Origin of the sequence: Campylobacter showae CSUNSWCD (genome assembly GCF_000313615.1) — a bacterium.
GTDB lineage: Bacteria > Campylobacterota > Campylobacteria > Campylobacterales > Campylobacteraceae > Campylobacter_A > Campylobacter_A showae_A.
Window position 1 is genome coordinate 151,308 of record NZ_AMZQ01000002.1, and the last position, 25,798, is coordinate 177,105.

25 protein-coding genes and 1 tRNA gene are annotated in these 25,798 nt (G+C 45.4%); 13 read left to right on the plus strand and 13 right to left on the minus strand.

Features of this window, described 5'->3' with window-relative positions:
• Positions 1-21: 21 nt before the first annotated feature.
• Together CSUNSWCD_RS02765 and CSUNSWCD_RS02770 are read right to left on the minus strand one after the other, a co-directional pair.
• Entirely contained in the window at positions 22-1,020 is a 999-nt protein-coding gene (locus CSUNSWCD_RS02765) for a sensor histidine kinase (RefSeq protein WP_009493615.1), read from the minus strand.
• Entirely contained in the window at positions 1,017-1,832 is an 816-nt protein-coding gene (locus CSUNSWCD_RS02770) for a DUF234 domain-containing protein (protein ID WP_009493617.1), read from the minus strand. Before CSUNSWCD_RS02770 ends, CSUNSWCD_RS02765 begins: the two co-directional genes overlap by 4 nt.
• Positions 1,833-1,947: 115 nt before the next feature.
• Between CSUNSWCD_RS02770 and CSUNSWCD_RS02775 the strand changes: the two genes are divergently transcribed.
• The 4 genes from CSUNSWCD_RS02775 to CSUNSWCD_RS02795 all read left to right on the plus strand — a co-directional run bounded on the left by CSUNSWCD_RS02775 (position 1,948) and on the right by CSUNSWCD_RS02795 (position 6,322).
• Complete coding sequence (locus CSUNSWCD_RS02775; protein ID WP_009493619.1) at positions 1,948-3,240, plus strand: aminotransferase class V-fold PLP-dependent enzyme; 1,293 nt, start codon at positions 1,948-1,950, stop codon at positions 3,238-3,240.
• Positions 3,237-3,869, plus strand: coding sequence for an SEL1-like repeat protein (locus tag CSUNSWCD_RS02780; RefSeq protein WP_009493621.1), 633 nt, complete (start codon positions 3,237-3,239; stop codon positions 3,867-3,869). Before CSUNSWCD_RS02775 ends, CSUNSWCD_RS02780 begins: the two co-directional genes overlap by 4 nt.
• Positions 3,870-4,382: 513 nt before the next feature.
• A complete protein-coding gene (locus CSUNSWCD_RS02785; protein ID WP_009493628.1) occupies positions 4,383-4,877 on the plus strand; it encodes a hypothetical protein in 495 nt (164 codons plus the stop codon).
• A gap of 749 nt (positions 4,878-5,626) precedes the next feature.
• On the plus strand, positions 5,627-6,322 hold the full coding sequence (locus CSUNSWCD_RS02795) for an Abi-alpha family protein (RefSeq protein WP_009493631.1): 696 nt from the start codon (positions 5,627-5,629) through the stop codon (positions 6,320-6,322).
• A gap of 219 nt (positions 6,323-6,541) precedes the next feature.
• Here the strand turns inward: CSUNSWCD_RS02795 and CSUNSWCD_RS02800 are convergent, their stop codons facing one another.
• From CSUNSWCD_RS02800 to CSUNSWCD_RS02835, 8 genes are all read right to left on the minus strand, one after another.
• On the minus strand, positions 6,542-7,093 hold the full coding sequence (locus tag CSUNSWCD_RS02800; protein WP_034964193.1) for an NAD(P)H-dependent oxidoreductase: 552 nt from the start codon (positions 7,091-7,093) through the stop codon (positions 6,542-6,544).
• A gap of 347 nt (positions 7,094-7,440) precedes the next feature.
• On the minus strand, positions 7,441-8,043 hold the full coding sequence (gene thiE / locus CSUNSWCD_RS02805) for a thiamine phosphate synthase (RefSeq protein ID WP_009493639.1): 603 nt from the start codon (positions 8,041-8,043) through the stop codon (positions 7,441-7,443).
• Positions 8,036-8,818, minus strand: a complete 783-nt coding sequence (thiD, locus tag CSUNSWCD_RS02810) for a bifunctional hydroxymethylpyrimidine kinase/phosphomethylpyrimidine kinase (RefSeq protein WP_009493641.1) — start codon at positions 8,816-8,818, stop codon at positions 8,036-8,038. Before thiD ends, thiE begins: the two co-directional genes overlap by 8 nt.
• A 45-nt stretch (positions 8,819-8,863) precedes the next feature.
• A complete protein-coding gene (locus CSUNSWCD_RS02815; RefSeq protein WP_009493643.1) occupies positions 8,864-9,598 on the minus strand; it encodes a hypothetical protein in 735 nt (244 codons plus the stop codon).
• Positions 9,598-10,314, minus strand: a complete 717-nt coding sequence (locus CSUNSWCD_RS02820; RefSeq protein WP_009493645.1) for a basic amino acid ABC transporter substrate-binding protein — start codon at positions 10,312-10,314, stop codon at positions 9,598-9,600. Before CSUNSWCD_RS02820 ends, CSUNSWCD_RS02815 begins: the two co-directional genes overlap by 1 nt.
• 61 nt (positions 10,315-10,375) lie before the next feature.
• Positions 10,376-11,197: a transporter substrate-binding domain-containing protein gene (locus CSUNSWCD_RS02825; protein WP_009493647.1), complete on the minus strand. Its 822-nt coding sequence runs from the start codon at positions 11,195-11,197 to the stop codon at positions 10,376-10,378.
• Positions 11,198-11,209: 12 nt separating this feature from the next.
• Entirely contained in the window at positions 11,210-11,938 is a 729-nt protein-coding gene (locus CSUNSWCD_RS02830; RefSeq protein ID WP_009493648.1) for an amino acid ABC transporter ATP-binding protein, read from the minus strand.
• Positions 11,931-12,641, minus strand: coding sequence for an amino acid ABC transporter permease (locus tag CSUNSWCD_RS02835; RefSeq protein WP_002948422.1), 711 nt, complete (start codon positions 12,639-12,641; stop codon positions 11,931-11,933). Before CSUNSWCD_RS02835 ends, CSUNSWCD_RS02830 begins: the two co-directional genes overlap by 8 nt.
• A 140-nt stretch (positions 12,642-12,781) precedes the next feature.
• On the opposite strand from CSUNSWCD_RS02835, the gene putP reads away from it, so the two are divergent.
• Together putP and CSUNSWCD_RS02845 are read left to right on the plus strand one after the other, a co-directional pair.
• Positions 12,782-14,272: a sodium/proline symporter PutP gene (gene putP / locus CSUNSWCD_RS02840; RefSeq protein WP_009493650.1), complete on the plus strand. Its 1,491-nt coding sequence runs from the start codon at positions 12,782-12,784 to the stop codon at positions 14,270-14,272.
• Entirely contained in the window at positions 14,273-15,511 is a 1,239-nt protein-coding gene (locus CSUNSWCD_RS02845; protein WP_009493652.1) for a DUF2130 domain-containing protein, read from the plus strand. It abuts the gene before it with no gap.
• A 1,240-nt stretch (positions 15,512-16,751) separates the two neighbouring features.
• On the opposite strand, the gene CSUNSWCD_RS02855 is transcribed toward CSUNSWCD_RS02845, so the two are convergent.
• Positions 16,752-17,615 carry a CbrC family protein gene (locus tag CSUNSWCD_RS02855; protein ID WP_009493656.1) on the minus strand — a complete coding sequence of 288 codons (864 nt, stop codon included), beginning with the start codon at positions 17,613-17,615 and terminating at the stop codon, positions 16,752-16,754.
• A gap of 81 nt (positions 17,616-17,696) precedes the next feature.
• A complete protein-coding gene (locus tag CSUNSWCD_RS02860; RefSeq protein ID WP_009493659.1) occupies positions 17,697-18,113 on the minus strand; it encodes an SseB family protein in 417 nt (138 codons plus the stop codon).
• Positions 18,114-18,223: 110 nt separating this feature from the next.
• On the opposite strand from CSUNSWCD_RS02860, the gene CSUNSWCD_RS02865 reads away from it, so the two are divergent.
• Positions 18,224-18,300, plus strand: a tRNA-Ile gene (locus CSUNSWCD_RS02865).
• Between the two features lie 246 nt (positions 18,301-18,546).
• Here CSUNSWCD_RS02865 and CSUNSWCD_RS02870 read toward each other — a convergent pair.
• A complete protein-coding gene (locus CSUNSWCD_RS02870; RefSeq protein ID WP_009493661.1) occupies positions 18,547-19,653 on the minus strand; it encodes an FtsW/RodA/SpoVE family cell cycle protein in 1,107 nt (368 codons plus the stop codon).
• Between the two features lie 52 nt (positions 19,654-19,705).
• On the opposite strand from CSUNSWCD_RS02870, the gene CSUNSWCD_RS02875 reads away from it, so the two are divergent.
• The 6 genes from CSUNSWCD_RS02875 to CSUNSWCD_RS02900 are packed head-to-tail and all read left to right on the plus strand — an operon-like array spanning position 19,706 to position 25,742.
• Positions 19,706-20,722 (plus strand): RluA family pseudouridine synthase, encoded by a 1,017-nt coding sequence (locus tag CSUNSWCD_RS02875; RefSeq protein WP_051990291.1) that lies wholly within the window; start codon positions 19,706-19,708, stop codon positions 20,720-20,722.
• Positions 20,652-21,869: a fibronectin type III domain-containing protein gene (locus CSUNSWCD_RS02880; RefSeq protein WP_100223837.1), complete on the plus strand. Its 1,218-nt coding sequence runs from the start codon at positions 20,652-20,654 to the stop codon at positions 21,867-21,869. The genes CSUNSWCD_RS02875 and CSUNSWCD_RS02880 overlap by 71 nt, the downstream gene beginning before the upstream one ends.
• Entirely contained in the window at positions 21,869-23,044 is a 1,176-nt protein-coding gene (trmB, locus tag CSUNSWCD_RS02885; protein ID WP_009493666.1) for a tRNA (guanosine(46)-N7)-methyltransferase TrmB, read from the plus strand. The genes CSUNSWCD_RS02880 and trmB overlap by 1 nt, the downstream gene beginning before the upstream one ends.
• The gene (locus CSUNSWCD_RS02890; protein ID WP_009493668.1) at positions 23,028-23,699 is read left to right on the plus strand and encodes a cell division ATP-binding protein FtsE; all 672 of its coding nucleotides are present in this window, start codon (positions 23,028-23,030) and stop codon (positions 23,697-23,699) included. Before trmB ends, CSUNSWCD_RS02890 begins: the two co-directional genes overlap by 17 nt.
• Complete coding sequence (locus CSUNSWCD_RS02895) at positions 23,686-24,495, plus strand: cell division protein FtsX (RefSeq protein WP_009493670.1); 810 nt, start codon at positions 23,686-23,688, stop codon at positions 24,493-24,495. Before CSUNSWCD_RS02890 ends, CSUNSWCD_RS02895 begins: the two co-directional genes overlap by 14 nt.
• Entirely contained in the window at positions 24,492-25,742 is a 1,251-nt protein-coding gene (locus CSUNSWCD_RS02900) for a murein hydrolase activator EnvC family protein (protein WP_009493672.1), read from the plus strand. The genes CSUNSWCD_RS02895 and CSUNSWCD_RS02900 overlap by 4 nt, the downstream gene beginning before the upstream one ends.
• Positions 25,743-25,798 lie beyond the last annotated feature (56 nt).

Here is a 25,798-nt window from a genome sequence, read left to right on the forward strand (position 1 = left end):
AATTTCATCAAATTTACCCGTCTAGCCACGCGTCTTTGCTGGCAAATTTACGCAAAAGCTCTTTGGCTCAAGCTCGATTTCTATGCTGCCGCCGTGGGCTTGGACGATTTGCAGGCACAGGTGCAGGCCTAGTCCGTTGCCCTTTAGCTTGCTCGTTTTAAACGGCTCAAAGACCATGGCTTGGTTTTTGATCGGCACGCCGCTATCGGTCACGGCAAATTTATGCTCGCCGTCGCAGTATCGGTAGTCCACGCGCACCCAACCGTCATCATCCTCGTTTTCCTCGACCGCGTCGATCGCGTTAAACAGCATGTTTTGAAACACCATCGCGAGCAAATCGCGGTCGCCGACGTATGGCAGATCGGGGAAATCTAGGCTAAATTTGATCTCCTTGCCGTATGTGTAGCACTCTATGGCGGCCTCGCATTCGGATTTTAGCTCAGCTAGGTTAAATTCGCGCGCGTTTATCGTTAGGCCTTTTGTGAAAAGCAAAGTAGCCTTGATGATGCGCTCGACTCGCCAGATCGCCTTTTGCATCTGCTCGACGACCGGGCGAGCGCGCTCGTCAGCCTTTTTTATCAGCGTCGAGGCTAGCAGCGAGATCGAGCCCACAGGGTTGCGTATCTCGTGGGCTAGGTGGGCTGCGACCTGACCCATCGAGGCTAGGCGCTCGGTGCGCTTTTCGGTCGTTATGTCGGTTGCGGAGATGATTTTTTTGCCCTCTTTTTGGGCGATTTTGATGAGGTAGATTTGCCCCGCGGCGCTTATCTCGCCTTCATTTTGCGGGATAAATTTTAAAATTTGACCCAGTTTTAGGGCTTCTGAGTTTTGTAAAAATATCTCGCCCGCCTCGTCCAAAACCCAGATCGCGTTTGGCAAAATCTCCACGATATCTTTGATAAAGCCTTGCAAATTCGCATACGACGCGGTCAGGTTTTTGTACTCGCGCTCTATCAGATAGGTCTGCTCGATCAGGCTTTTTAGTCCGTCTTGGACGCTGGTTTTGTCGATCTGAGTCATAAAAGCTCCTCGAAATTTTCTAAATCAAAAAGTAAAATTCGCTCGTTTTTTAGGCGACCGACTTCGTTGCTAAAGCCGCTTTTGGAAAATAGCGCGACGGCGTCTGGCACAAAGCCTAGGCGCTCGCATTTTTTAAGGAGTAAATTTACCACATTTTTGCAAATTTTATGCTCTTTAAATTTAGCTTCTCCGACGATTATGCGCCCTTCGATGCTCAAAAATATATCTATCTCGATATTTTTTGCCCACAGGCTCCGCACCCGCGCGGGCTCCGTGCCTAGTCTAAACGCCAAAAGTTCGCGGCAAAGTAGCTCAAAGCCAAAGCCCGCGTACGAGTCGAACTCACGTCTGATGATCTCCATCAGCGCGGCCTTTTCGCTGTTTTTTAAAAGGTCTAAATTTGGCTCGATGAAATAAAACCAAAATCTAGTAAAATTGTCGTTAAAGACCACCTTATCCTGCGCCTTATCGCGCTCGAGTAGCTTTTTAGATTTTTGATATTTGCTTTTTATGCGCGGTTTTTCCAGCGTCTTTTCGATGTTGACTATGCCTGAGTTTATCGCGGCGGCGTAAATTTTTAGGATGAGAGGGCGGGGCAGAAATTTATTTAGAGCGTATTTTTTGCGGTCGTTTTTAGCAAGCTTGCAAAGGGCAAATTTAAGCTCGCTCTCAAAAGGCGCGTCAAAGCTAAATTTGAGTGACAGATCTTCAAATTTATCTAAAATTTCCTTTTCGATCGCCTCGAAAATATCGTAATAATTCGCCTCAAATTTGAGCGCGTCAAAGACTAGATGAAAGTAAATAAGCTGCAAGATATCAAGGTGCTTAAAGCGCGCGTAGCTTGATTTTAAGGCGTAGATTTTTGCTCCTTTTTAGCCCATTTTAGCACAACTTTGGTTATAATCTCTTTTTTTATAAGGAAAAATTTTGGTTAGCATCGACGAAATCAGGAAAAATATTATTTTAAAAAAAGGCGTGCGCTACTTTGACTACACGGCCTCAGGCCTAGCCTACGCGCCAATAGAGCGTAAGATCGCAAAATACCTAAAAACCTACGCCAACACCCACTCAGAAAGCGCTTCAAATGCGCTAAAGACACAAAAACGTTACGAAAAAGCAAGGCAAAGCCTAAAAGACGCGCTGGGGCTTGACGAGCGATTTTACCTGATCTGCGCCGGTTACGGCGCGACGGGAGCGATAAAGAAATTTCAGGAAATCATGGGGCTTTATCTACCGCCTATGAGCGCAAAGCGCCTAGGCGAAGAGGCGGTAAAGGGCGCAAATTTGCCCCTCGTCATCGTCTCGCCCTACGAGCATCACTCAAACGAGGTTAGCCTGCGCGAGGGGTTGTGCGAGGTCGTGCGCATACCGCTAAGCAAGAGCGGGGAGATAAATTTCGGTAGGCTAGATCAACTGCTCAAAATCAACTCAAAGCGCGAGATTATCGGCTCTTTTAGCGCGGCCTCAAACGTCACGGGGATAATCAGCGACTACAAAAAAATCTACGTGATGATGAAGCGATACGGCGCGACCGTGGCCTTTGACGCGGCTAGTTTTAGCTCGCACGACAACCTAGACGCCGACTACTTCGACGCGTTATTTCTCTCGCCGCATAAGCTTTTAGGAGGCGTGGGTAGCTGCGGACTGCTCGCGATAAAGAAGGAGCTGGTAAAATCAGACAAACCGACCTTTGCCGCGGGCGGGACGGTTAGCTACGTGAGCCGCAGTTCGCATTTTTTCGCGCCAAGCGTAGAGCGCATGGAGGAGGGCGGAACCCAGCACGTGATGGGGCTGATCAGAGCCGCGCTAGCATACAGACTGCGAAACGAAGTCGGCCTAGATGTAATAAAAAGCCGCGAAGACGAGCTAACAAAGCAGTTTTGCGAGGGGTTAGACGAGATCCCCGAGATCGTGAGCTACTGCCCGCGCGGAGTTCCGAGACTGCCGATTTTTGCTTTTAACGTGAAAGGCGTTTCGCCGTATGATTTCGCCGAGGCGCTGAGCGAAGACTACGGCGTGCAGACACGCGCGGGGTGTGCGTGCGCCGGTCCGTACGGACACGATCTGCTCGGACTAAAAGATGATCAGAAATTTGATCAAAAGCCCGGCTGGGTGCGCGTGAGCCTGCACTATTCGCACACGCCAAAAGACGTCGCATATCTGCTAAAGGCCATCAAAAAAACTATTAAAAAATTTAAAACCAAAAAGGAAAAGAAATGAATAAAATTTTAGCCGCAGCCATGTTTGCCCTTTGCGCCGTTTGCGCGCAGGCAAAGCCATTTAGCCCCGAGCAGTACGCAAAGGTACTGCGTGAGTACAACTCCGTCGCGGGCGCGAACAACTACTTTGAAAGCGGTAAATTTAAAGAGGAATTCGAGCTTCGCAAAAAATACTGCGACGAGGGTCTAAGAGATGCGTGCGGCGATCTGGGGCTACTCTACGTTACTGGTCTAGGCGCGCCAAGAGATAGCAAAAGGGCGGACGAACTACTCGAGTACGCTGCCAAAAACGACGAGTTTAAAGCCATATCGCAGTACTACGAAGCCGCACTTGACATAGCTCGCGCGGCGGAAAAGTACCCGGACGATAAGGTCGCGCAGCACCTAGGAGCCGAGTTTAAAAACTCGCTAGAGCAGTGCAAGGCGTACAAAGGCGACCGCCACGTGTGCTTCCGCGCGCTGGTGATTAGCGGTATGCTGCCAAAGGGTGAGGGCGGTCTTGGACTGTCGCAGGCTGAGTTTGCCAAGACGTGGGAGGACATCGTCGTGAGCGACATCGAGCGCAACGGCATGGACGACTCGAAGGTAAACTCGCTGGCAAAAGAGCTAGAAGGACTAGCGGCACGCTAAATTTGCGGGCTTTTACGGCGTAAATTTGTTTTTTTCGGCTAGGCGATCCGTCAAATTTGACCGTCCGCGCTTTGTCTTTTTGCGGGCGGCTTCGCGTCTCATGTAAATTTAGATTACTTGGCTCAAATTTGACGCGCCGGCAATTGCTAGGCTTAAATTTGGGTCGATTTTTGGGTAAATTTATCCAGCGGCGCATAATTTGCTTTTGCTCAAATTTGACCGCCTTTTACGGATAAATTTAGCTCGCTCCTGGTGGGCATTTTGCGGCTTGCGAGCTTTTGTCTGGCGGGCTTTACGGCTATCTTTACGGCGTAAATTTGCTAAATTTTGCTAGCGTTTGAGCAAATTCGGTCGTCAGGCTTAAAGCCTTTGCTTGCGCTTTTTTGCGCGCGGTCAAATTTACGCGCCCGCGCGGGTTTTTGCCCTGCTCAAATCTGACGTATTTTTACGCCCAGCTCAAATTTGCGCGGCGTTAATTTTTACGAATTTACAAAAACTTTGGAGAAAATTTAGATGCAAGATTTGCGCGAGTTTCAGGTCTTAGCGGGCGAGGTAAAAAACGTGAGATGGAATGCAGCTACGGATGAGTGCGTTTTTGAGATAGAGGGCGCGAAATTTAACGTTAAAAACCTCAAAGATCGCCTCGTGCCCCGCGAAAACGATCACCTTGCCATCGCCTACGACGGGAAAAACGAGGTTTGGAATTTTAAAAATTTGACCTCAGGCAAGTGGCTAAAAAACTACTCTTGGTGCGCGCATTTGATGATTTTTGAGGAGGCTGTGCTTAAGTTTTTGCCGAGGCCAGAACTTTATGGTTTTGTCTTGATGATACCAATTTTTTACCTATGCAATTATCTCCCGACGCCCGTCTCTTTATTTCTTATTTTTGCGGTTTTTATTTGTTTGCTTTTATCGGTACCTTTGATGTATACAGACGATAAAACCCCGACCGATAAGGCAAACGCGTATCTAGCTTTGAGAAAATTTTTAAAAGAAGCGGATTTGTAGTTCGTCGTCAAATTCGCCCGCCCAAAAACGCTGCCAAACGCGGCAAATTCGGCGTCTATTTTAAAATTAGCAGGCGAACGAGCGATCAAATTTGTAGGCGCGCAAATTTATATCGCTCAAATTTCGGGCGCGAAAACTTAAAATTTAAAAGGATTTAGCCTGCAAGAAACGCAAAACGGTTTAAAACTGCTCGGCGGCCGCGTAAATTCGCTTGAGTGCGTCTATAAAGACAAAAGCGGGTTTGATTATAGCTTTAGCTTGGAGGGTCAAATTTTAAGTGTTCGCTCACTGCAAAGCCCGCTCTTGCCGGTAAATGACGGCGATGAGATTCTGACGGTTTGCGATAAAAAGGGGCGGGTTTTGGGGCTAAAAAACCGCTCTTTAAACTCTGCAGCCTGGTATGCCTATGAGCCTAGCTCCTTTTTTGCGACTCTGTTTTTCATGCTGTTTTTGTTGTTTGTCGCGGTCGGCGTTTGGGCTGTTTTTTCGGGGTTTGACGAACGGCGGCCGCTTTTAGCGATTTGCTACTTGTTTTTGGTTTGGGCTCTCTTGCTTTTGCTTGGTTTAAATGTCACCGCGAGGCGTCTTTGGGCTTGCGCGTTAGGTCGGTGCTCGGCGCCGCAAAAGAGCCCAAGTCTAGTGGCGAGGTTAGCGGCGCGGTGCGTGACCTAAGGGTTTTTGAGGTAAAGGAGAAAATATTTTTCAACTACTTTCGATATAATATGTGTATAAAATATTAAAGGATTATTATGAGTAAAGAGTTAGAAGTTGAATTGACAAAAGATAGTGTGAAGCTTTCTGTCGGCAAAGAGCCAACGCAGGCATTAACAAGGGGGTTGGGTGATATTTTTGGCTTGGTAACTGAGTCCTTTGGAATTTTTAAGGATAAGATAAGAGAAAGAAGAAAAATAAATCAACTGAAATTTGCCAAGAAAATACAAGAGGAAGCAAAGAGCTTAAATCTAACAGTGGAACAATTTGCTAGTATAGACCTAAGAGAACTTGCGGTTATTGAACAGCATGCCATTTTAGAGGAAGATGAAACATTGCAAAGTATGTGGGCAAGACTTATTGTGGATTCTGTAAACAATAATGAAGATAAAGATAATTTGACTTTTATGAATATACTAAAAGAGATAACTCCCTTACAGGCAAAAATATTAAAATTTTACTATGAAGTCATAACTAATACAAGAGAAATACTTAATTTAAACAAAGTTCTTAAAGCAGTAGTCGTAAAGAACGAAATTTTAAGACATTTGGACATAGATGAAGATATTTTTACTTTCAATGCAAGCTCTCTTATGAGATTAGGATTAATAACACAATCAGACACTCCTAGCCAAGTTTTAATAGGCGGTGGAACCGTGCCAACCGGATACAATAAGACAACACTTACGCCACTTGGTTTTGAGTTTGTGAAAAAATGTATAGGCAATGTTTAGAGTCAAAGTATAACAGTCTCAATGCTTTTTCTTGCTTAATCATAGCTTTAATTTTACACATGTAATGCTAAAGTTTAAAATCTATCTGCGTAGTAGTTCTAGTATGCTTCACAAAAACGATATTTAGGCTTTGGCATGTTTTATTTTGCTATGCAAGCGAGATAAATTTAAGTCTGTTATACTTTGTTAATCATAAACGTATCCATTAAGCTCATTAATCTAACCTAAATTTCGCAAAAACTCCGCGTACTCTCTAGCTCCGCACTCTAAATCGTCCTGGCTTGATACGTAGTCCACGCCCGGGGTCTCCTCGGCGCCGTAAAATGCGAAAAAGTCGCGGTAATCGGCGCGAAAATAGTATTTAAACGCGAGCTCAAACGGCGTAAGAACCTCGCGCAAGCTAAAATGATAGCGTCCTTGCGGGCAGTAGTCGTTCTTTTTGATACCCGCAGTCACGGCTAGCGCGACCTTACGCCCCGCGATACCGTCCGAGCCGCGCCCATAGGCAAAGCCGTGCGTCATCACCGCATCGATCCATGATTTTAAAATCGGAGGACAGGAGAAGTTGTGAAGCGGAAACTGCAAAACGAGGGCGTCGTGGGCTCTGATGAGCTCTTGCTCTCGCGCGGCGTCGATATCGCCGCCCCCGTAAACCTGCGTCAAATCATGAACGCTAAAGCGCTGCGGCTCTTTGAGAGCCTCTTGTAGCAGGCGTTTGTTTATGACCGAGTTTTGGATGCCTGGGTGGGCTAGGATGATTAGAGTTTTTATTTTTCTCCTTTTTGATCAAGCAAATTTTAACCGTCGGCAAGCGCCGCCTCAAGCTCGCAAACACGCTGTTTCAAACCCAACGGGATAGATTTACACTAGACGAGGACGCGGTATCGCAAGGCTCGGGTTTCGGACTCCAACGAGGTAAATTTGCGCCGGTGGCACTACCGTAGAGCTATTAAGCACGGTGTTTCAAACTCCAATGGGGTAAATTTGCACTGTTGATGATAGGCTCGCCGCTCTCTTTTAGTGCCTCGTTTCAAACCCCATCGGAGCAAATTTTAGCGAACTTGGCTTAAATTTGGTCGGAGCATCGCGCGGGCTAGCGACGCAAATTTAGTGAATTTTTACAAAAACGCTTGTAGATTTTTCAAATTTTCTTTTATGGATGCCGGGCGGTAGAGTGCCGAGATAACGGCGATGTAGTCGGGATTTAGTGCGGCGATTTGCGCGATATTTGCTGCATTTATGCCGCCGATCACGCAAACGGGGATACGTAAAATTTCCTTTGCGCGCATTATAGTTTCAAATTTACAAAGCGGAGCGTTTGGTTTGGTCGGGCTCGCAAACACGGCGCCAAATGCTGCATATGAAGCGCCCTCATCCTGCGCTTTTAGGGCTAAATTTAGATCGTCATAGCAGCTAACGCCGATAAATGCGTCCTCGCCTAGGATCTTTCTAGCGGCCTTTACTCCGCCGTCATCCTTGCCGATGTGCACGGCGTTTGCGCCTATTTTGGCGGCAAATTTGACATCGTCGTTTACGATAAATCTCGCGCCGTAACGCTCGCAAAGCTCTTTTAGCGCAACAGCTACGCGCTCGTTTTTTGGCTCGATTTTAGTGCGGTACTGCAAAAGCTTCACTCCGCACTCTAGCAGCTCCCCGGCCTGCACTAGCACGCTGCTTTCGGGCGTTAGGATGTCGTCCGTGATAGCGTAAATTTTAGCCACGGTTTGCGCCGGCGGCTTTGTGATCTAGTAGCCGCACGCCGAAATTTGAGCCGTGGGCGTTTTTGATCGCGTTTGCGACGAAGGCTTTGGCGTGCCTGATCGCCGTTATCTCGTCTGCCCCGCAAGCTAGGGCGCATGCGATAGCCGTGGCGAAGCTACATCCCGCGCCGTGCATGATCGTAGGATGCTCTAGTGGCTCGCCAAATTTAACTATCTCGCCGCTTTTTTTATAAAGCGTGTCCTCGCAAATCTCGCTCGTTCGCGTGCGTTTTAGCACTACGTCGCAGGGCAGATCCGCACTTAAATTTAACCGCTCGCCGTCAAAATTTAACCCCAAAATGCGTGCTTCGTCTAAATTTGGCGTCGCGATGCGAGCTAGGCTTAAAAGCTCTTTTAGTGCGTTTATGGCGCCCTCTTGTAGCAACTTGGCGCCTGATTTTGCCACGCAGACTGGATCTATCACGGCTGGTATGCCGCGGTTTTGCTCTAGCCAGACCTTGACGCAGGCTATGAGCTGTTCGTTAAAGAGCATGCCGATCTTTACTGCGTCAAATTTTAGCTCGGCGCAGACTGCTTCTAGCTGCGCGTTTAAAAACTCTGGCGTTACGGGCATCACCGCGCTCACGCCGTTCGTGTTTTGCGCAGTTAGCGCTGTGATCGCAGTCGCGCTGTAGCAGTCGTAAGCCTCGCAGGTTTTTATGTCAGCTTGCACGCCGGCACCTCCGACGCTGTCGCTGCCTGCGATGATTAGGATATTTTTTTTAGTATTTTTCATTGTTTTACCTTGAGCGGTTTTTGTTAAATTTGTCTTTAGGCGAATTTATTTGTCGCCAAAATCCTTGCCGAACTCGACTCCAAGCTCCCTTAAATTTACGGGGCCGTTTCCTTGCGACTCCATCGGTGGCGGCGGAGTTTGCGGCTGCGTTTGTTTAGGCTGTTCGCTCGCAGGGTTTTGCTCGGTTTGATCGTTTTTGGTGGTGTTATTTTCGACTTTTTTCGACTTTTTCTTTGCTTTTTCGTCTTCTAGCTTTTTGCCGGTTAGGCACTCGTAAATTTCCGCGTGATTTTTCTTTGCCCAGTCCTCTTTGACGTCGATTTTTTGGTACTCTTTGCTGGTAGGCGCGGCTAGGCCGTTTTTAACTAGGGTTTTGTTTAGGATTCTGCTTTCGTCGCTTACTTCGCATAGCCATCTGTCGCCTAGATTTTTTAGCGTGAGCACGTAGTAGTTGCGCTCCGGACGAAATATCTTTTTTATCTCTTTGTCGTAGGATTTGGTGAAATTTTCCAGCTCTTTTTTATCTTTTATGCATTTTGCGCCGTCGTAAAATTTAACGTTTGCAAGCTTGCAAGGGGCGATCACAGCGGCGTTTAGCCTAAAGATAAAGGTATCGTAGTCTAAAATTTTTTCTAAAAACAGGATTTCTTTGGTGACTTTTTCGCGTTTGGATTTGGTTGTCTGCGTGATTTGCATGTCGGTAAACTGGGCTACCAAATTTACCGACAGCAAGGCTAAAGCGCAAATTTTAAGCAGAGTAAAAAATGCGCTTTTTTTCATTATTTTAGATCGTATTTTTCTAGCAGTTTATCGTAGCTGCCGTCTTTTTTCATTTCGTCAAGCGCGGCGTTTATTTTAGCGATTAGATCGGCTTGTTTGTCTTTATCAAATGCTATAGAAAAGCCTTCGCTACCGTCTGTTTCTTTATAAAACTCCTCAAGCTCCGGATTTTTCTTTAAAAAGCCGTAGCCGATCGAGTTATCTAGCACGACTGCGTCTATCTTGCCCTTTTTTAGTCCCATGATTAACGGAACCGGATCCTCGCCAGGTACGACTTTGGCGCCCGCGATAGCGTTAGCGGCGATCTCTTGGACCGTACCTTGTTGTACTCCTACTTTTTTGCCGTTTAGTGCGTCTTTGCTCGCGATAGCGTCGTTGCCTTTAGCGCGCAAGTAGATGTTTTCCGTCGCATAGTAAGCCTGCGTGAAATCGATAGATTTGCGTCTATCGTCGGTCGCGCTCATCGCGCTTGCTACGGCGTCGATCTTGCCTGTTTTTAGAGCGGGGATGAGGCCGTCAAAGCTCATGTTTACGATCTTGTACTCAAAACCCGCGCGTTTAGCGAGTTCGGCCACTAGATCCATATCAAAGCCCGTGATCTTATTTTGCTCGTCCACGTACTCAAACGGCGGATAGTTGGCGGCGGTACCGATCTTTAGCTCGGCGGCGCCAAGCGTAGCTAGAGCCGCTAAAAGCAGCGCAAAAATCTTTTTCATTTTCTCTCCTTTAAAATTTGGTTTCAAATTTAAGCCCGCATTTTGGTGCGGGCTCGTAAATTTATTTTAGGCCGTATTTTCCCATCATCTTGTCAAATTCGCCGCTCTTTTTTAGCTCCTCTATTGCGGCGTCTATCTTGCCGATTAGCTCTAGGTGTTTGCCTTTATTAAACGCGACCGCAAAGCCCTCGGTGCCGTCTGGAAGCTTTAAAAACTCTTCTAAATCAGAGTTTTGCTTTAGGTACTCGTAGCCGATCGGGCTATCTGTTAGCACGACGTCGATTTTGCCCGCTTTTAGCGACAAAATCGCAGCCGCTACGGTTTCTGCAGGCACGGCTAGGTCGCCGCAGATGGATTTAGCTGCGCTCTCTTGTAAGGTGCCTATTTGCGCGCTTATTTTTTTGAGATGCATATTGGTCGCATTTACGTCGGTGCCTTTTTTGCGGATGAAAAGATTATCCGAAAAATAATAAGGCTTCGTAAAATCGACCGATTTTCTTCTCTCCTCGGTCGCGCTCATACCGCTTAGCGCGGCGTCTATCTTGCCCGTTTTTAGAGCAGGGATTAGCCCGTCAAAGCTCATGTTTTGCACGTCAAATTTGACGCCTATTTTCTTGCCGACGGCTTCTATCATATCGATTTCAAAGCCTACGATCTTGTTGTGCTCGTTGATATACTCAAACGGCGGATAGTCCGCGCTCGAGCCCACTCTTATCGTTTGTTGTACCACTACGGGGGTTGCCTCGTTTTTTACTGCGGCGTCTTTGCTTGCTTTTTCATTCGAGCTTTGACCGCAACCTGAAAGCATCAAAGCGGCGGCTACGAAAACGAAAAGTTTTTTAAATTTGCCGGCGGACGAAGCCGCAACGATGTTTTGTGACATTTTGACCTCCTTTTAGTGGTTTAAAATTTTACCTAGAAAATCCTGCAAACGCTGATTGCTAGGGTTTTCGAAAATATTTTTAGGCGTGTCGTCCACGGCTATTTTTCCGCCGTGCATGAAAAATATCCTATTGGCCACGTTTTTGGCAAAGCCCATCTCGTGCGTGACGACTAGCATCGTGATACCCTTTGCTGCGACGTCTTTCATGATGTCTAGCACCTCGCCGATCATCTCGGGATCTAGCGCGCTCGTTGGCTCGTCAAAGAGTATGACCTCGGGATTCATCGCTAGGCTTCTAGCGATTGCTATACGCTGCTTTTGACCGCCTGAGAGCTTGTGCGGGAAGGCATATTTTTTATCGCTTAGACCCACGCTTTTTAGTAGCTCGTCGGCTCTTGTTTCCGCGCTTTCTTTATCTAAAATTCCTGCTTTTATCGGAGCTAGAGTTAAATTTTGCAAGACGTTTTTGTTTGCAAAAAGATTAAAGTGCTGAAAAACCATGCTCACTTTTTGACGGATTTTATTTATATCCGTTTTTTTATCCGTTATATCCTCGCCGTTTATCTTGATGTGCCCGCCGCTTGGCTCTTCCAGGCGGTTTATGCAGCGTAAAAATGTACTCTTGCCGCCGCCGCTCGGGCCTATGATAGCGATGATTTCGCCTTGTTTGATATCTACGCTGATATCGTCTAGGACGCGCAAATCGCCGTAATTTTTACTCAAATTTCTAATCTCAATCATGGCGATTTAGTCTCCTCTCTAAAATTTTAACCAAAAACGTAAAGAACTTCACGCTGACGTAGTAAACTATACCCGTGAAAATGACGGGCTCTGGGCTATAAAACACCGCTTGCAGACTCTTACTTTGCATCGTGATATCGATGACGCTAATGTAGCCAACGACTGACGTCTCTTTAAAAAGCGAGATAAATTCGTTTGCAAGCGCAGGCAGGATGTTTTTGGTCGCTTGTGGGAACACCACCTCGCGCATCGAAACGTAGTAGTTTAGACCCATAGCCCTTGCGGCTTCCATTTGCCCTTTATCGACGCTATTTATGCCGCTACGCACGATCTCTGCGACGTAGGCGGAGCTGTTTAGCCCGAGCGCGATTAAAGCGACGTAAAAGTTATCGCTCCAAGTCGCGAAAATCACGACCGAAAATATAAGAAGCTGCAAAATAATCGGTGTTCCGCGTAGGATATCTACGTACTCGTCGATGAGAAAGCTTAAAATTTTGATATTTAAAAACTTTAAAAACGCCAAAATAAAGCCCAAAGTCACGCCTATAGCCGTGCCGCCTATGGTGAGTCCCAGCGTCACGCCGTAGCTTTTAAGGTAAGCTAGACGTTGCGCCTCGTTTAACTCCGTCGGATAAAAATAGTAAACGCCCGCGGAGACGATGACGACGAAAAACAGCGCCCTGAAAAATTTTTCGTTTAGCATTTCTTAAACCTTAAAAGTGTAATGAGGGTTAATAATACGAAAAAAAATATAAATTTAACCTTTTTTACGTGAAAAAATTATCTTTTAAACAAATTTATCATATTATCGTAACTCAAATTTAAAGAACCGAGGGAAATTTAATGGACTATGCACGCTATATCGCCATCGCGCTGTATTTTGGATTTTTACTTTTCGTGGGGCGATACTCTTATAACAAAAACGCCAATATGGGCGAATACCTGCTCGATAATCGCCGCCTAGGGCCGGTCGTAACCGCTCTAAGCGCCGGAGCTAGCGATATGAGCGGCTGGATGCTGCTTGGCGTGCCGGGCGCTCTATATGCCACGGGACTAGCGACGATTTGGATGGTTTTGGGGCTCGTTATAGGCGCGTATTGCAACTATCTATTTTTAGCAAAGCGTTTGCGCGTCTATACTGAGGTTGCGAGCGACAGCATCACGATCCCGGATTTTTTACAAAATCGCTTCAAGGACGAGACTAAAATTTTACGCATAGTCTCAGGTCTTTTGATTTTGATATTTTTCACGCTTTACGTTAGTAGCGGGATAATCGCGGGCGGCAAGAGCTTTGAGAGCTTTTTTGGATTGGATTTTAAATTCGGCGCTATTTTTACGCTCGCTATCGTCGTTTTTTACACGTTTTTCGGCGGATTTCGCGCGGTTTGTATCACGGACGCGTTTCAGGGTATGTTGATGTTTTTGGTGCTTGTCGCCGTACCCGTAGTCGCGTTTTGTAATCTAAATTTGCCAGACGGCGCTACCTTGTGGAGTGAGGTGGCAAAATACGGCAAAAACCACCTAAACGTCTTTTACGACCAGACTTTTTTAAGTATCTTAGGACTCATGGCGTGGGGGCTTGGATACTTCGGGCAGCCCCACATCATCGTTAGATTTATGGCGATACGAAGCTCAAAAGAGCTAGCCCAAGCGCGCCGCATCGGTATAGGCTGGATGGCGATAGGCTTAGCTGGAGCTATGATGAGCGGGCTTATCGGCTTTGTGTATTACAGTGAGTTAAATTTGCCTCTGGCAGATCCTGAGAAGGTCTTTTTGCAGCTTGGCGAGACGCTGTTTCATCCGTTTTTCGTGGGTATTATCATTTCAGCCGTGCTTTCAGCCATCATGAGTACGATTTCTAGCCAGCTTTTGGTTAGCGCAAGCTCGGTGACGCAGGATTTTGTATTTGCCTTTTATAAAAAAGAAATTTCGCAAAAAACTCAGGTTGCAGCCGGCAGATACGCCGTCGTGGCCGTCGCTCTGGTGGCTACCGCGCTTGCTTTTAGCTTTAACGAAAGCGTGCTAAACGTCGTGGGCTATGCATGGGCCGGCTTTGGAGCGAGCTTTGGGCCGGTGCTGCTTTTTAGCCTTTATTGGCGCAAGATGAGCGCGCTAGCGGCGCTTCTAGGTATGATAACGGGTGGGGCGACGGTGATCGCGTGGATCGCGCTGGGGCTAAATTCTTACGTTTACGAGATACTGCCGGGCTTTGCGGTCTCTTGCATCGTGATTTATTTAACAAGCCTCTACGGCGACGCTATAGACAAGATGAGCAACGAGCCAAACTCGGCCACCGTACAGGATGAATTTGAAAAAATGAAAACGAGGCTATAAATGCAAAGTAGCGTAAAATGCGGCAACTGCGGCGCCGAGGTCGATGTAAATTTGGCTCTAAAAACCGAGCTTGAGCTTGAAATGAAGCAAAAAATGGCGGTGGCTAGGCGGGAATTTGATAAAGAGATTGAAACTAAAAGAGCCGAATACAAGGCGCATTTAGATGCTTTAAACGCGAAGGAAAAAGAATTCGACGCTAAATTTGCCGCAGCCCTAAACGCTAAAAAAACCGAGCTTGAAAACGAAATAAAAACAAAGCTCGAGGGCGAAAATTTAAACATAGTAAATGCCCTAAAAAACGAGCTTGAAGCAAAGTCAAAGCAGATAAACGAGCTAAATTTAAAGACGCTTGAGATAGAAAAACTAAAACGAGAAAAGAGCGAGTTTGAAAGCGCGCTGATGGCTAAAACCGAGGCCGAGCTAAGCAAACGCCTAAACGAGGAAAAAGAGCGGCTGGGCAAGGCTCTAGCCGAGCAAAACGAGCTAAAATTTAAGCAAAAAGACGAGCAACTAGAAGCGCTAAAAAAGCAGCTAAACGAGGCGCAAAGGCGCATAGAGCAGGGTAGCGAGCAACTACAAGGCGAGACGCAAGAGCTCGCCATCGAGGCGTGGCTACGGGAGAAGTTCGTATTTGACACCATAGACGAGGTCAAAAAGGGCGCAAACGGCGCGGACGTGATGCAGATCGTAAATACCCGCGAGGCGCAAAACTGCGGCAAAATCTACTACGAGAGCAAACGCACGAAAAATTTTTCAAACGAATGGATAGAAAAATTTAAGGCCGATATGCGCGCATCGGGCGCCGACGTCGGGGTACTAGTTAGCGAGGCTCGCCCAAAGGAACTAGAGCGTATGGGGCTGGTTGACGGCGTATGGGTGTGCAACTACGAGGAGTTTAAGGCGCTTTGTTTCGTGCTAAGACAGGGCGTCGTGGAGCTAAATTTTGCACGAAACTCCGCGCAAAACCGCTCGAACAAGATGGAGATGCTCTACTCGTATCTGGTTAGCAACGAGTTTAAGATGCGCATCGAGGCCATCGTGGAGGGCTTTTCTGCGATGAGCGAGGAGCTGGAGCGCGAGAAAAACGCGATGAAACGCATCTGGAAGAGTCGCGAAAAACAGATCGAAAAGGTGCGCGACAACGCGATCGAGATGTTTGGCTCGATAAAGGGGATCGCGGGAAATGCGATAGGGGAGATAAAGACGCTGGAGCTGGGGTTTGATGCGGGCGAGGAGTAATTTTTTATAAATGATGGATTTTAGGCTTTAAAATTTGAAATCCGCTTCGGTTACGTATTTCATCAATTTGCGTAATTTCTATGAATAAGTATGAGACATAGTATTGATGCCCAAAGACATTCCTTGCGGAGCAATCTTATTTGTTAGCTTCATTTTTTTATCCTTTTAAAGTTAATTTTTTTATTTGTTTTGTCGTATAGAAATACCATTAAAATAAATAAAAATGGATATATAAAAACATCAAATTTAAAGCCGCCATAAACAAACATATCAATGAAATCAGAGAAGAATTTGGCACAAGTTGGCATATAAAACAAAATAAAACTTATGCTTCTAATGGCAAAAACAAAAAATAATATTATCGTTATAAATAAAAAATATAAAAAATACTCTTTTGCATATATGTATATAAACATCAGAAAACAGCCTGAAAGAATTATCATAAGATGTGGCGCTAAGTCTATTTTTGAGATATTAATTTGTTTTAGAGTGCTGTTTTTATCTATGAAAATATAAAGAATAAACAATGGCAATGATATTTTAATAATCAAATAAGCTAAGTTATATACAAACAAATCAAATCTATTTGCGATATTAATATTGAGACAATAAAACAAGCAAAGTAAAATGATAAGAATTTTATACTTACTAAAATTCATTAAGTTTTTTTAAAACTACGCCACGTCTAATAGCAATAAATCCAAGTTCTTTGCTTTGGATCTCTGTAAATAACCAAAATAAAATAGTTTTCATAATTATATAACCTTCTGTTTTTTATCACTGTTTATGTTTGGGCTACTGCTAGATTTAGATCTCTTAAATTTCCGCTGCTTTGCGAATTTGTCTGACTGGTTTGCTCTCAATTCAGATTATATCATTTTTATATTTTTGAAGAGATGGTGTCTGCATTAAAATATATATCGGCCACCTTTTGCTCTTTATCTTTGCTTTCAGTGTAATTTCCTTTAAGCATTACGATATTGCTGTTGTCTGAGTCGTTATTTATTGTTTAAAGTTTTTGCATCTGCGGGCTTTAAACTTTTTAGCTCATTTTCTTGGGGTATGCCGCCGCTTTCACAGCGCTCGCAAATCGCGCTCACATCATCCCCGAAACACGTTCGTTTTAAATAGACCCGAGTGATGGCGAAAATGAGGTAACGCCTTTAGCTTTTTACTTTGGTGCGCCGCCTTGTTGGCTGTTTTAGGGTGCTTGCCGCGCCACGTCGTCGATTTTTAAAATTTAGCTCGCATCGACATAAATTTTATACTTGCCGCAGTGGGTGCAACGAAACAGATAGCCCGCCATATCGCCGCCCGCGACGAGGTAATCACGCACGTCCTCTACTGCAAATTCCTCGCGCAAGGCGTAGTCTGCAAAGACTTCATCGGCAATACCCATCTCCTGCAGTTCCTTCGTGCCTACGTCGCCCAAAAACTCGCAGTAATCGTCGCAGCAAGCAAGCCAGTGTTCCCCTTGCCAGCTAAAATATCCAGGCGTCCTTTTAAATAGCTCCTCGGTTTTGCTCTTCGCGTCCGCAACGCCCGGCGGCAGAGGGTCGGCGTCCTGGATAAAACTGGCGTCAAATTTCGCCGCAGCCGCACCGCTAGCGATGCAGTGCGGGCAAAGGCAGTTCACGTCCTCCACGCAGTAAACGCTACTGCAATAATACACGTCCGTCGCTTGCTCGCAGCACTCGCAAACCACGCTCGCGTCGTCCTTAAACACGCCTGTTTTGAAGGGATCCGGGTGGTAGCGAAAATGAGGCAGGCTTTTTAGCTTTTTGCTTTGGCGTGCGGCTTCGCTCGCGGTTTTTGGGCGTTTTATCGCTCCCGCGTCGCCGTTTTGCGCATACTGCTTTAGATAGCCGAGCTTTTTAAGCTGCTTTCTGTCCTTTGGATCGCAAATTTGATCAAGCAGCTCGCAAGCGCTCTTTTTAAGCCCCAGCAACTCATAAACGTCCACTAGCACGAGCTTTGCCTCTTTTTCATCGCATTTTTCGAGCTCGTCTTTGAACTCAAATAGCGCCAAAATACTCGCCGCGCCGCCGTCTGTGTCCCAAAACGCCTTTTGAAGCGCGATATATTTTTCTCTAAATTTGTCCATTTTCTCCCCTTAAATTTGCGGTTGCGTGCGGGATTATCTTTAAATTTTACCGAGCAGACCTGCTATTTTTTGGATCAAATTTTACTCAGCGCACATCGCCTTGAGCTTAGCAAGATCTAAAATCAAACTATGCGAAAATGCATCTATCACGACTCCGGCGTATTTGCCCTCAGCGCCATCTAGCATCGCGGCGTAGTCTTTTAGGCGCAGATTTATCGCCTCCTGCTCGGCGTCGTTTCGCCATCTCATCATCTCGGTTCTACTGGAAAACGCCGGAAAATAGCTAAGCCCGCTCTCCTCGTCTTCTAGTAGGACAAATTTGATATTTGAGCCCTCTTCTTCATAAACTGCGCTACCGTCTGGTTTTGCTAGGGCTTGGTTTATGAGTACGGGCGCCAAAAACTCGGCCTTCTTTAGCGCTGCTATTAGCGCCTTTTCGCTCTGCTCGCCGCCGTCTAGTAAAAACGCGTCTATGAAGTCGTTTAAATTTTCGTTCATCTTTTACCTTGGATTAAATTTGGCATATTATACATTTTTGCGTTTTTAAATCAAAATTTAGCAGTAAATAAGCTTTGCGTTGCTATAATCACAACCTCACTTCAACTGGCGGGTTCATAGCTCAGTTGGTTAGAGCATCCGGCTCATAACCGGATGGTCCCAGGTTCGAGTCCTGGTGAACCCACCACTTCAATTTATCTTTATCAAATACTTTAAAGTACATCGTCTTATTATATTATAAGTTTGTTCGGTACATATAAAACATTTGTAGGTTTGTGCTTGCACGATCGAGGCAGGCTGTCAAAAAACGTCGCTAATAAAGTGACCTAACAACAAATGCGGTTAATATTTCAAAACTTCAAATTCTATTTGGGATTTGATTGAAAATTATTTCAATCAAAATTCACGTATGTATTTAGTAAAGTTTTTATGTTTAAATTTTAAATTTAACCAACCTATACGTCGGATCAAACCTAAACGCAAGCAAATTTTGCAAAATCCCAAAAAGGCACATAAAAGTAACGAAGCTACTGCCGCCGTAACTGTAAAACGGCAGCGGAATGCCCACCACAGGCGCAAAGCCGATCGTCATCATGATATTTATACTCACGTAGATAAAGATAAGTACCCCGATCCCAGACGCCATCGTTTGCGTGAAATAATCATCCTTTAGCCCGTAATTTAGGCTGAGTAAATGAGCTATCAGCGCTCCGTAAAAGCTAAGTAGCGCTAGCCCCCCGTAAAATCCGTATCGCTCAATCGTGTAAGCAAAAATAAAATCGCTAGTCGAAATGGGTAAAAATTTAAAATGCGTTTGCGTAGCTTCGTCTTTTGGCTTGCCTTTTAGTCCGCCGCTGCCGATAGCGATGATGCTCTGGCGCACGTGATAGTTGGACTCCTCGCTTAAAAAATCAGTAATGCGCTTTTTTTGATAATCGTGTAAATTTTCGTAAATCACGGGCGCAGAAAGTAAAACCCCGGCAAATATCACGACCCAAATTTTTTTATTTACCCCGATGATAAAAAGTACGGCGTAGCCCACGATGAGCAGTATCAGCGCGGTGCCCAGATCGGGCTCTTTTAAAATCAGTACGAAAGGCAAAAGGATATAAAGGCTAAGGCGTCCAAAGTCTTTAAGTCCGTATCCCTCTTCGCTGGGCGGGCGCTGTTTGATGAGGTAGCCTAGCATCAAAAGAAGTGCCGGTTTCATGATTTCAGAGGGCTGAAGCGTAAAGTGGATAAAAGGAAACTCTAGCCATCTTTTTGCGCCCAGTTTGCTTGCACCAAAAAGGTCGACGCAAATGAGCAACACGACGCAAATCCAGTAAAACAGCGGTATGAGCCAGGCGATCTTGCGAATGGGAAGCAAAAAGAAAAATAAAAACGCCGCCAGCCCCACGCCAAAATATACAAGCTGTTTGCCGGCCAGGATAGAATTTGCCTCAGAAACCAAAATGTATGATAAAATAATAATAGGAAGTATCAAAAATGGCTGAACGAAGTCAAAATGGGTTAAAATTCGCCTATCGAGTCTTATCAAAAATTTGCCTTTTTTGAGCGATTATAGCATTTTAAAGGAAACAAATCTAAAAATGACGGAAAAAGAGATCAAAATTTTAGATGATACGCAGGCGAGGGCGGATACGTTTTTGGCCGCTGAGCTAAACGTCGCTAGAAACCAAGCGCTAAATTTGATAAAAAGCGGGTTGGTTAGCGTAAACGGCAAGCTGCTAAATAAGCCATCAGCTAAGCTAAATTTGGGCGATGTTTTGAGGATCAAATTTGAGCAAAACGAGCCTGAGACGGCTAAATTTGAAGCGGAATTTGAAGTGCCGATCATTTACGAGGATGAGGATTTGCTCGTGCTAAATAAACCGGCAAATTTAGTCGTCCATCCCGCTCCTAGCGTCAAGGAGCCCACGCTTGTGGATTGGCTCGGTGCAAAGGGGTTTTTGCTATCAAATTTAAGCGGGCAAAGTAGGGCGGGCATCGTGCATAGGCTAGATAAAGGCACTAGCGGAGCTATCGTCGTAGCTAAAAACAATGCCGCTCACGCCGCGCTTTCAAGTCAGCTAAGCGACAAAAGCATGGGGCGCATATATCTAGCGCTAACCGATCTGCCGCTCAAGCAAAACTGCACCGTTGAGCGAGCTATCGGGCGAAACCCCGCTAACCGCCTAAAAAAGGCGATCGTATCGGATGGTCGCGCGGCAAAAAGCGCCTTTGCAAATTTGCTTTTTAGCGAATTTGATGGCTCCGTGCAGGGCAAAAACGCGGGCGTAAATTTGATCGCGGCAAAGCTTTTTACAGGCAGGACTCATCAGATCAGAGTGCATCTAGCTAGCCTAAACCGCCATATTTTGGGCGATGCTTTATACGGTTTTAAGAGCGAAAAGGATAAAATCGGCCGAGTAATGCTTCACGCCTACGGGCTATATTTCACGCATCCGCGCACGGGCGAGCAAATGAGCTTCATCGCGCCTATTTGGGATGATTTTAGTGAAATTTTACTTATCAAATTTAGCAAGGAGAGTATAGATGAAAAGATTGATTTTATGGGGCTTAGCGAGCTCTTTAGCCATTGTGATGAGTGGATGCGTATCCTCTAGTGGGCCTGCGCAAGTAAATGCAAATTTGCCTACCGTCCAGAGCCTAAAAACTATAAGCGATATGACCGAAGTTGGCTTCGAGTGGACTCCGACTCCTACCTCAAACGTCGCCGGCTACTACCTATACCGCTCAAATCCGAACGAAAACAACGGCAAAATGAAAGTCGTAGCCGATATAAAAGACCGCTTTGCTAGCCATTACGTGGATGCAAATTTAGCTCCCGAAACGACATATACCTACGAGATGAGGACATATAGCGATAGCAAACAAATTTCAGGCCCCGGTATGGTGGTTAGCGCCACTACTAAGGCGCTTATGGATTCCGTGCCTTTCGTTAGAGCGCTTACGAATTTACCCGAACGCGTTAAACTTATCTGGAGACCGCATCCAGACCTTCGCGTGGCGTCTTACGTCATCGAAAAAGCCGATATAAATAAAGAAAACTGGAGGCAAATCGCCGAGGTAAAAGGTAGGTTAAACGCCGAATATATCGATGACGACGTAAAATCAGGCAGAAGCTATAAATATAGAGTTTTTGTAAAAACCACTAGCGGCACGATCTCAAAGCCTAGCGAGATTGTGGACTCCACGACAAAGCAGCTGCCAAGCGAGGTCGTAAACGCGCAGGCTACTCAAAACGTGCCTAAAAAGATTATCTTGACGTGGGACAGCGTGGCTAGCGACGATTTTGGCTACTATAAAATTTACAGCACGTCAAGCAAAATTATGCCATACACCTATCTCGTCAAAACCACGTCAAACAGCTACGAGGATCTCATAAACGAAAACGGCGCGACTAGATACTATAAAATCACCATCGTCGATAAAGACGGCCTAGAGTCTAAAAAACCTAGCGAACCTATCATCGGTATGACGCTAGGAGCTATCGATGCGCCGGTCGTATCCTCTATCGTGGCCGACAGCACAGCGGTTAAGCTTACGTGGAGCGCCTCTGATAAGGCCAGAAGCTTTACCGTTATAAGAGACGGCGGCGGAAGCGAGCAGAAATTTACAAATATAACGGGCAATGAATTTGTCGATAATAGCGTTGCTTACGGGCAAAAATATAGCTATAAAGTGATCGCCGTAGATGAATACGGCATTAGCTCCGACGCTTCTCAAAAAGCAGAGATAGCCGTCGAATAATGCCCAATTTTATAGCTAAAAACGTAAATTTTACTCCAAAAGAGTGCGGCGAGATAAGCTTTTTGTGGGGGGCTCGCGGCAGGCAGAGCGTTAGCCTCGTTTATACCAAAAGCTCTAGCGAGGAGTTTTTTATCACGCTAAAAAAGCGCGAAAACGACTGGGTCGTAAAAGGCGAAAAGCTAACAAAGCCTGCTAAAATAGGGCTTTTGCAAAATGCTTTGGTTAAATTTAAAGAGCTTTATTGCGATCAAATTTTAAGCGAAGCCATCGCGGTAAAAAACACGCGCCTCACGCAAAAAGACTCGGCGATCTTTGATGTGAGCGAGCTGCTGGAAAATTTAAAACAGAGCGAATTTGAAAGTAAATTTATCGAGATCGGATTTGGCTCAGGTAGACATTTGCTATTTCAGGCAGAAAATAACCCAAATACCCTAGTTATCGGCATCGAAGTCTATAAGCCCTCGCTCGAGCAGGTTGCAAAGCTGGCAAAAGCTCGAAATCTAAACAACATTATGCTCGTAAACTGCGACGCGAGGCTGCTTTTATCGCTTGTGGAGTCAAATTTTATAGATAAAATTTTCCTTCATTTTCCGGTGCCTTGGGATGACGCTCCTCATAGACGCGTGGCGTCGGCTAAATTTGCCCTGGAGTGTGAACGAACGCTAAAAGCGGGCGGCAAATTTGAGCTAAGAACCGATAGCCGCGAGTATGCGGACTTTACTTTGGCGCAAATTTTAAATTTGAGCAACGCCGACGTGCAAATTTACAAAAACCGTGATCTAAAAATAAGCAGCAAATATGAAGACCGCTGGAAAAGGCATCAAAAAGATATTTACGACGTTATCTTTACCTGCGAAAAGCAAAGCGAACCTAGAGCTGATCGAGGCGAGCTAAAATTTGAAAACGGCTACGACGCGAGCAAGGTTGCGGCCAAATTTAGCAACCAAACGATAAAAGAGGATGATTTTTTCTTGCATTTAGAGGAAAAATACGAAAAAGACGGCGAAATTTTGATTCGCGCCGCGTTTGGCGCATTTAACGCGCCAGAGCATTGTTATGTTTTGCTCAGCGAAAAAGGCGCAGAATATTTTATAAAAAAGCCGCTTGTTACGGCTGAAAATTTAAAGGCGCATCTTGCGTTAAAGGAGTATTTGGCGGATGCAAAAAATAATTAGCGCAAGCGGGCTTTGCCTAGGATACGAGGGCTGCGAAAAGCTCATAACGGACGCGAAATTTGACATTTACGCCAATGATTTCGTTTTTATCACCGGTCAAAGCGGTAGCGGCAAATCAACGCTTTTAAAATCTTTTTATGGCGAGATAAAGCCAAGTGCTGGCTCGCTAAACGTCTGCCTAACCGATATGATGAATCTTGGCGGGCAAAATCTAGATAAACTGAGACAGCGCATAGGAGTGGTCTTTCAAAACTACCGCCTGATAAGCGAATGGAATATCGAAAAAAACGTGATGCTGCCACTAATGATAAAAGGCCTTAGCGCTAACGTTTGTAAAAATCAGGCGACCAAGCTGTTAAAGCACGTAAATTTGCTCCACAGAGCGCACAAATATCCAAATGAGCTTAGCGGCGGCGAACAGCAGCGAGCTGCGATGGCTAGGGCGCTCGCGCATAATCCAAATTTACTACTTTGCGATGAGCCGACGGGTAGCCTTGATGAATACTCAAGCGACGTTATCTGGGGACTTTTGCACTCGGCTAAGGAGTTTTTGGGTACTTGCATCGTGGTCGTCACGCACAAAGTACCAAGCTCGCTAAGAGTACCCTACAGACATCTTGCTATAGAAAATGGACGCCTATATGAAATTCTTTAAAAACCACTTAAGCACTATAATTCCGCTTATGGCGCTACTCGTGGGCATTCAGTTTATATTGCTAGTCGGGCGAGTGGTGGACGAGTACGAGTCTGTGATGAACAAAGACTACAGTATCATCATCGTGAGCCAAAATGAGCTAAACGCTACCGACGTAAAGCCGCTAGTTTATACCTTCGAATCGCTTGAGCCGCTTAGCTCAAAGCCCGTACTAGAGAAGCTCTCTAAAGATATTTCATCAAAAAATATCGCCGTTTTGCAAAACGCTTTGCCTAATTTTTACTCGCTAAAGCTAAATGCCTTTCCAAGTACCCAATATATGCAGGAAATCAAGGATAAAATTTCAAAGATTAACGGCGTGAGCAGGGTTGAGACATTTTCAAAAACGCACGATAAAATTTATAAAATCATGCAGCTGATTAAAAATATTTCGGCGATATTTTCGGGGTTAATCGGGTTAATCGGGCTTATGCTTATCGCAAAACAGATGCGAATTTGGCTATACGAGCACAAGGAGCGCATAGAGATAATGACGCTGCTGGGAGCTCCGTCGTGGCTAAAATCGGGCGCGTTATACAAAAACGCGCTGTTTGATTCGTTTATAGCGACCGTTTTGGTGGCGGTTTTTTATATTATTTTGCCGGATTTGCAGCCTGTTAAAGAGGTCGCTGCGGATCTAAATATAAATTTGCCAGCGATTGATCTGCTTTACGAGGGTGGAGTACTGCTAGGCGTTTCGCTTGTGATTAGTTTTTTAGCCGCTTATCTCGTAACCAGAAAAGCAACGGCGATATGAGAAAAATTTACGTTTTGCTGGCCGCCATGATTTGCTTAAACGCAAGCACGGGCGAAAAGATAAAAAATCAAACGACCTATCTCGAGTCCTCAAAAGAGCTTGAAAAGCAGCTAAATAAAAAGCTCGACGACCTGGCCGGCGACATACTCGGCGGCGAAAAAAGCGTCAAGCAAACCGACGATAAGATGAAAGAGCTCATCGTCCAAATAGCGCAGCTGGAAAATAGCGCTAAAAGCGCAGGCAACGAGCTTGATGAGCTGGTAAATCAAAATAAAAATTTAACCCAAAATCAAAAAGATATCCAAAAAAGTATCGTGCGTATCATATCAGACGAGTTTTCTTTCGACCTTATAATGCCAAAAGAGTACGAGGAGGGCGTGGATAGTATCATTGCGACTGAGATTTTAAGCAAGCTAAACTCGGTGCTAAAGGATGATTTTAACGAGCTAGCCAAGCAGTACGAAAGCACGCAAAATTTGATAAAAACCCAAAACGACAAGATCGACGGTATAAAGTCAAATTTAAAAACCTTTAAATTTAAGCAAGCCGAGCTAGTTTCTTTGCAAGATAAGCAGATGAAAACGCTGGCAAATTTAAAGCGGGATAAGGAAATTTATCAAAAGCAGCTTTCGCGCCTACAAGCTCAACAAGATGAGATCAGAAAGACTCTAGAAGAGCTAAAAATCGTCGCCAAAAGAGAGAGCGAGGAGGCTAAAAAAGCTCTGGCCGCACAAAAAGCGGCTGAGGCTAAAGCTCAAAAAAATAAGAAAAATAAAAAAGGCGAGGCCGCGGCAAGCGCATCTGAGGGCGACGTAAAGCAGTTTGGTTCGAGCTATCAAACGAGTCTTGTGAAAAAATACAGCGGTGAAAAGACTATCGCACCACTTGACGGCTTTACGGTTAAGCAAAAATTCGGCAACTACGTAGATCCCATCTATAACATCAAAATTTTTAACGAATCGGTCGTGCTTAGCGCAAATTCGGCTGACGCAAAGGTAAAAAGCGTGTTTAACGGCAAAGTGGTCTTTGCCAAAGAAACTGCGATGCTAGATAAAGTAGTCATCATCGAAAATCCAAACGGCATCCACACGATCTATGCGCACCTTAGCCAGATCGCCCCTACCGTAAAAGTGGGCGCAAAAGTGCAAAAAGGCTACGTCATCGGGCGCGTGCAGCGAGATCTGACCTTTGAAGTTACGCAAAAAAACTACCACATAGACCCCCTCGAGCTAATCAGCCTAAAATAGCACCTGCGCGCCGAGATTAGCAAAATTTAAAGCAAATTTAGCTAAAATCCGAAAAT

Excerpts from the sequence above, each read along its gene's own strand:
- CSUNSWCD_RS02765 (WP_009493615.1), bottom strand. The coding sequence starts at position 1,020 with ATGACTCAGATCGACAAAACCAGCGTCCAAGACGGACTAAAAAGCCTG.
- CSUNSWCD_RS02780 (WP_009493621.1), top strand. The coding sequence starts at position 3,237 with ATGAATAAAATTTTAGCCGCAGCCATGTTTGCCCTTTGCGCCGTTTGC.
- CSUNSWCD_RS02785 (WP_009493628.1), top strand. The coding sequence starts at position 4,383 with ATGCAAGATTTGCGCGAGTTTCAGGTCTTAGCGGGCGAGGTAAAAAAC.
- CSUNSWCD_RS02795 (WP_009493631.1), top strand. The coding sequence starts at position 5,627 with ATGAGTAAAGAGTTAGAAGTTGAATTGACAAAAGATAGTGTGAAGCTT.
- thiD (WP_009493641.1), bottom strand. The coding sequence starts at position 8,818 with ATGAAAAATACTAAAAAAAATATCCTAATCATCGCAGGCAGCGACAGC.
- CSUNSWCD_RS02815 (WP_009493643.1), bottom strand. The coding sequence starts at position 9,598 with ATGAAAAAAAGCGCATTTTTTACTCTGCTTAAAATTTGCGCTTTAGCC.
- CSUNSWCD_RS02820 (WP_009493645.1), bottom strand. The coding sequence starts at position 10,314 with ATGAAAAAGATTTTTGCGCTGCTTTTAGCGGCTCTAGCTACGCTTGGC.
- CSUNSWCD_RS02825 (WP_009493647.1), bottom strand. The coding sequence starts at position 11,197 with ATGTCACAAAACATCGTTGCGGCTTCGTCCGCCGGCAAATTTAAAAAA.
- CSUNSWCD_RS02830 (WP_009493648.1), bottom strand. The coding sequence starts at position 11,938 with ATGATTGAGATTAGAAATTTGAGTAAAAATTACGGCGATTTGCGCGTC.
- CSUNSWCD_RS02835 (WP_002948422.1), bottom strand. The coding sequence starts at position 12,641 with ATGCTAAACGAAAAATTTTTCAGGGCGCTGTTTTTCGTCGTCATCGTC.
- putP (WP_009493650.1), top strand. The coding sequence starts at position 12,782 with ATGGACTATGCACGCTATATCGCCATCGCGCTGTATTTTGGATTTTTA.
- CSUNSWCD_RS02845 (WP_009493652.1), top strand. The coding sequence starts at position 14,273 with ATGCAAAGTAGCGTAAAATGCGGCAACTGCGGCGCCGAGGTCGATGTA.
- CSUNSWCD_RS02855 (WP_009493656.1), bottom strand. The coding sequence starts at position 17,615 with ATGGACAAATTTAGAGAAAAATATATCGCGCTTCAAAAGGCGTTTTGG.
- CSUNSWCD_RS02860 (WP_009493659.1), bottom strand. The coding sequence starts at position 18,113 with ATGAACGAAAATTTAAACGACTTCATAGACGCGTTTTTACTAGACGGC.
- CSUNSWCD_RS02875 (WP_051990291.1), top strand. The coding sequence starts at position 19,706 with ATGACGGAAAAAGAGATCAAAATTTTAGATGATACGCAGGCGAGGGCG.
- CSUNSWCD_RS02880 (WP_100223837.1), top strand. The coding sequence starts at position 20,652 with ATGAAAAGATTGATTTTATGGGGCTTAGCGAGCTCTTTAGCCATTGTG.
- trmB (WP_009493666.1), top strand. The coding sequence starts at position 21,869 with ATGCCCAATTTTATAGCTAAAAACGTAAATTTTACTCCAAAAGAGTGC.
- CSUNSWCD_RS02890 (WP_009493668.1), top strand. The coding sequence starts at position 23,028 with ATGCAAAAAATAATTAGCGCAAGCGGGCTTTGCCTAGGATACGAGGGC.
- CSUNSWCD_RS02895 (WP_009493670.1), top strand. The coding sequence starts at position 23,686 with ATGAAATTCTTTAAAAACCACTTAAGCACTATAATTCCGCTTATGGCG.
- CSUNSWCD_RS02900 (WP_009493672.1), top strand. The coding sequence starts at position 24,492 with ATGAGAAAAATTTACGTTTTGCTGGCCGCCATGATTTGCTTAAACGCA.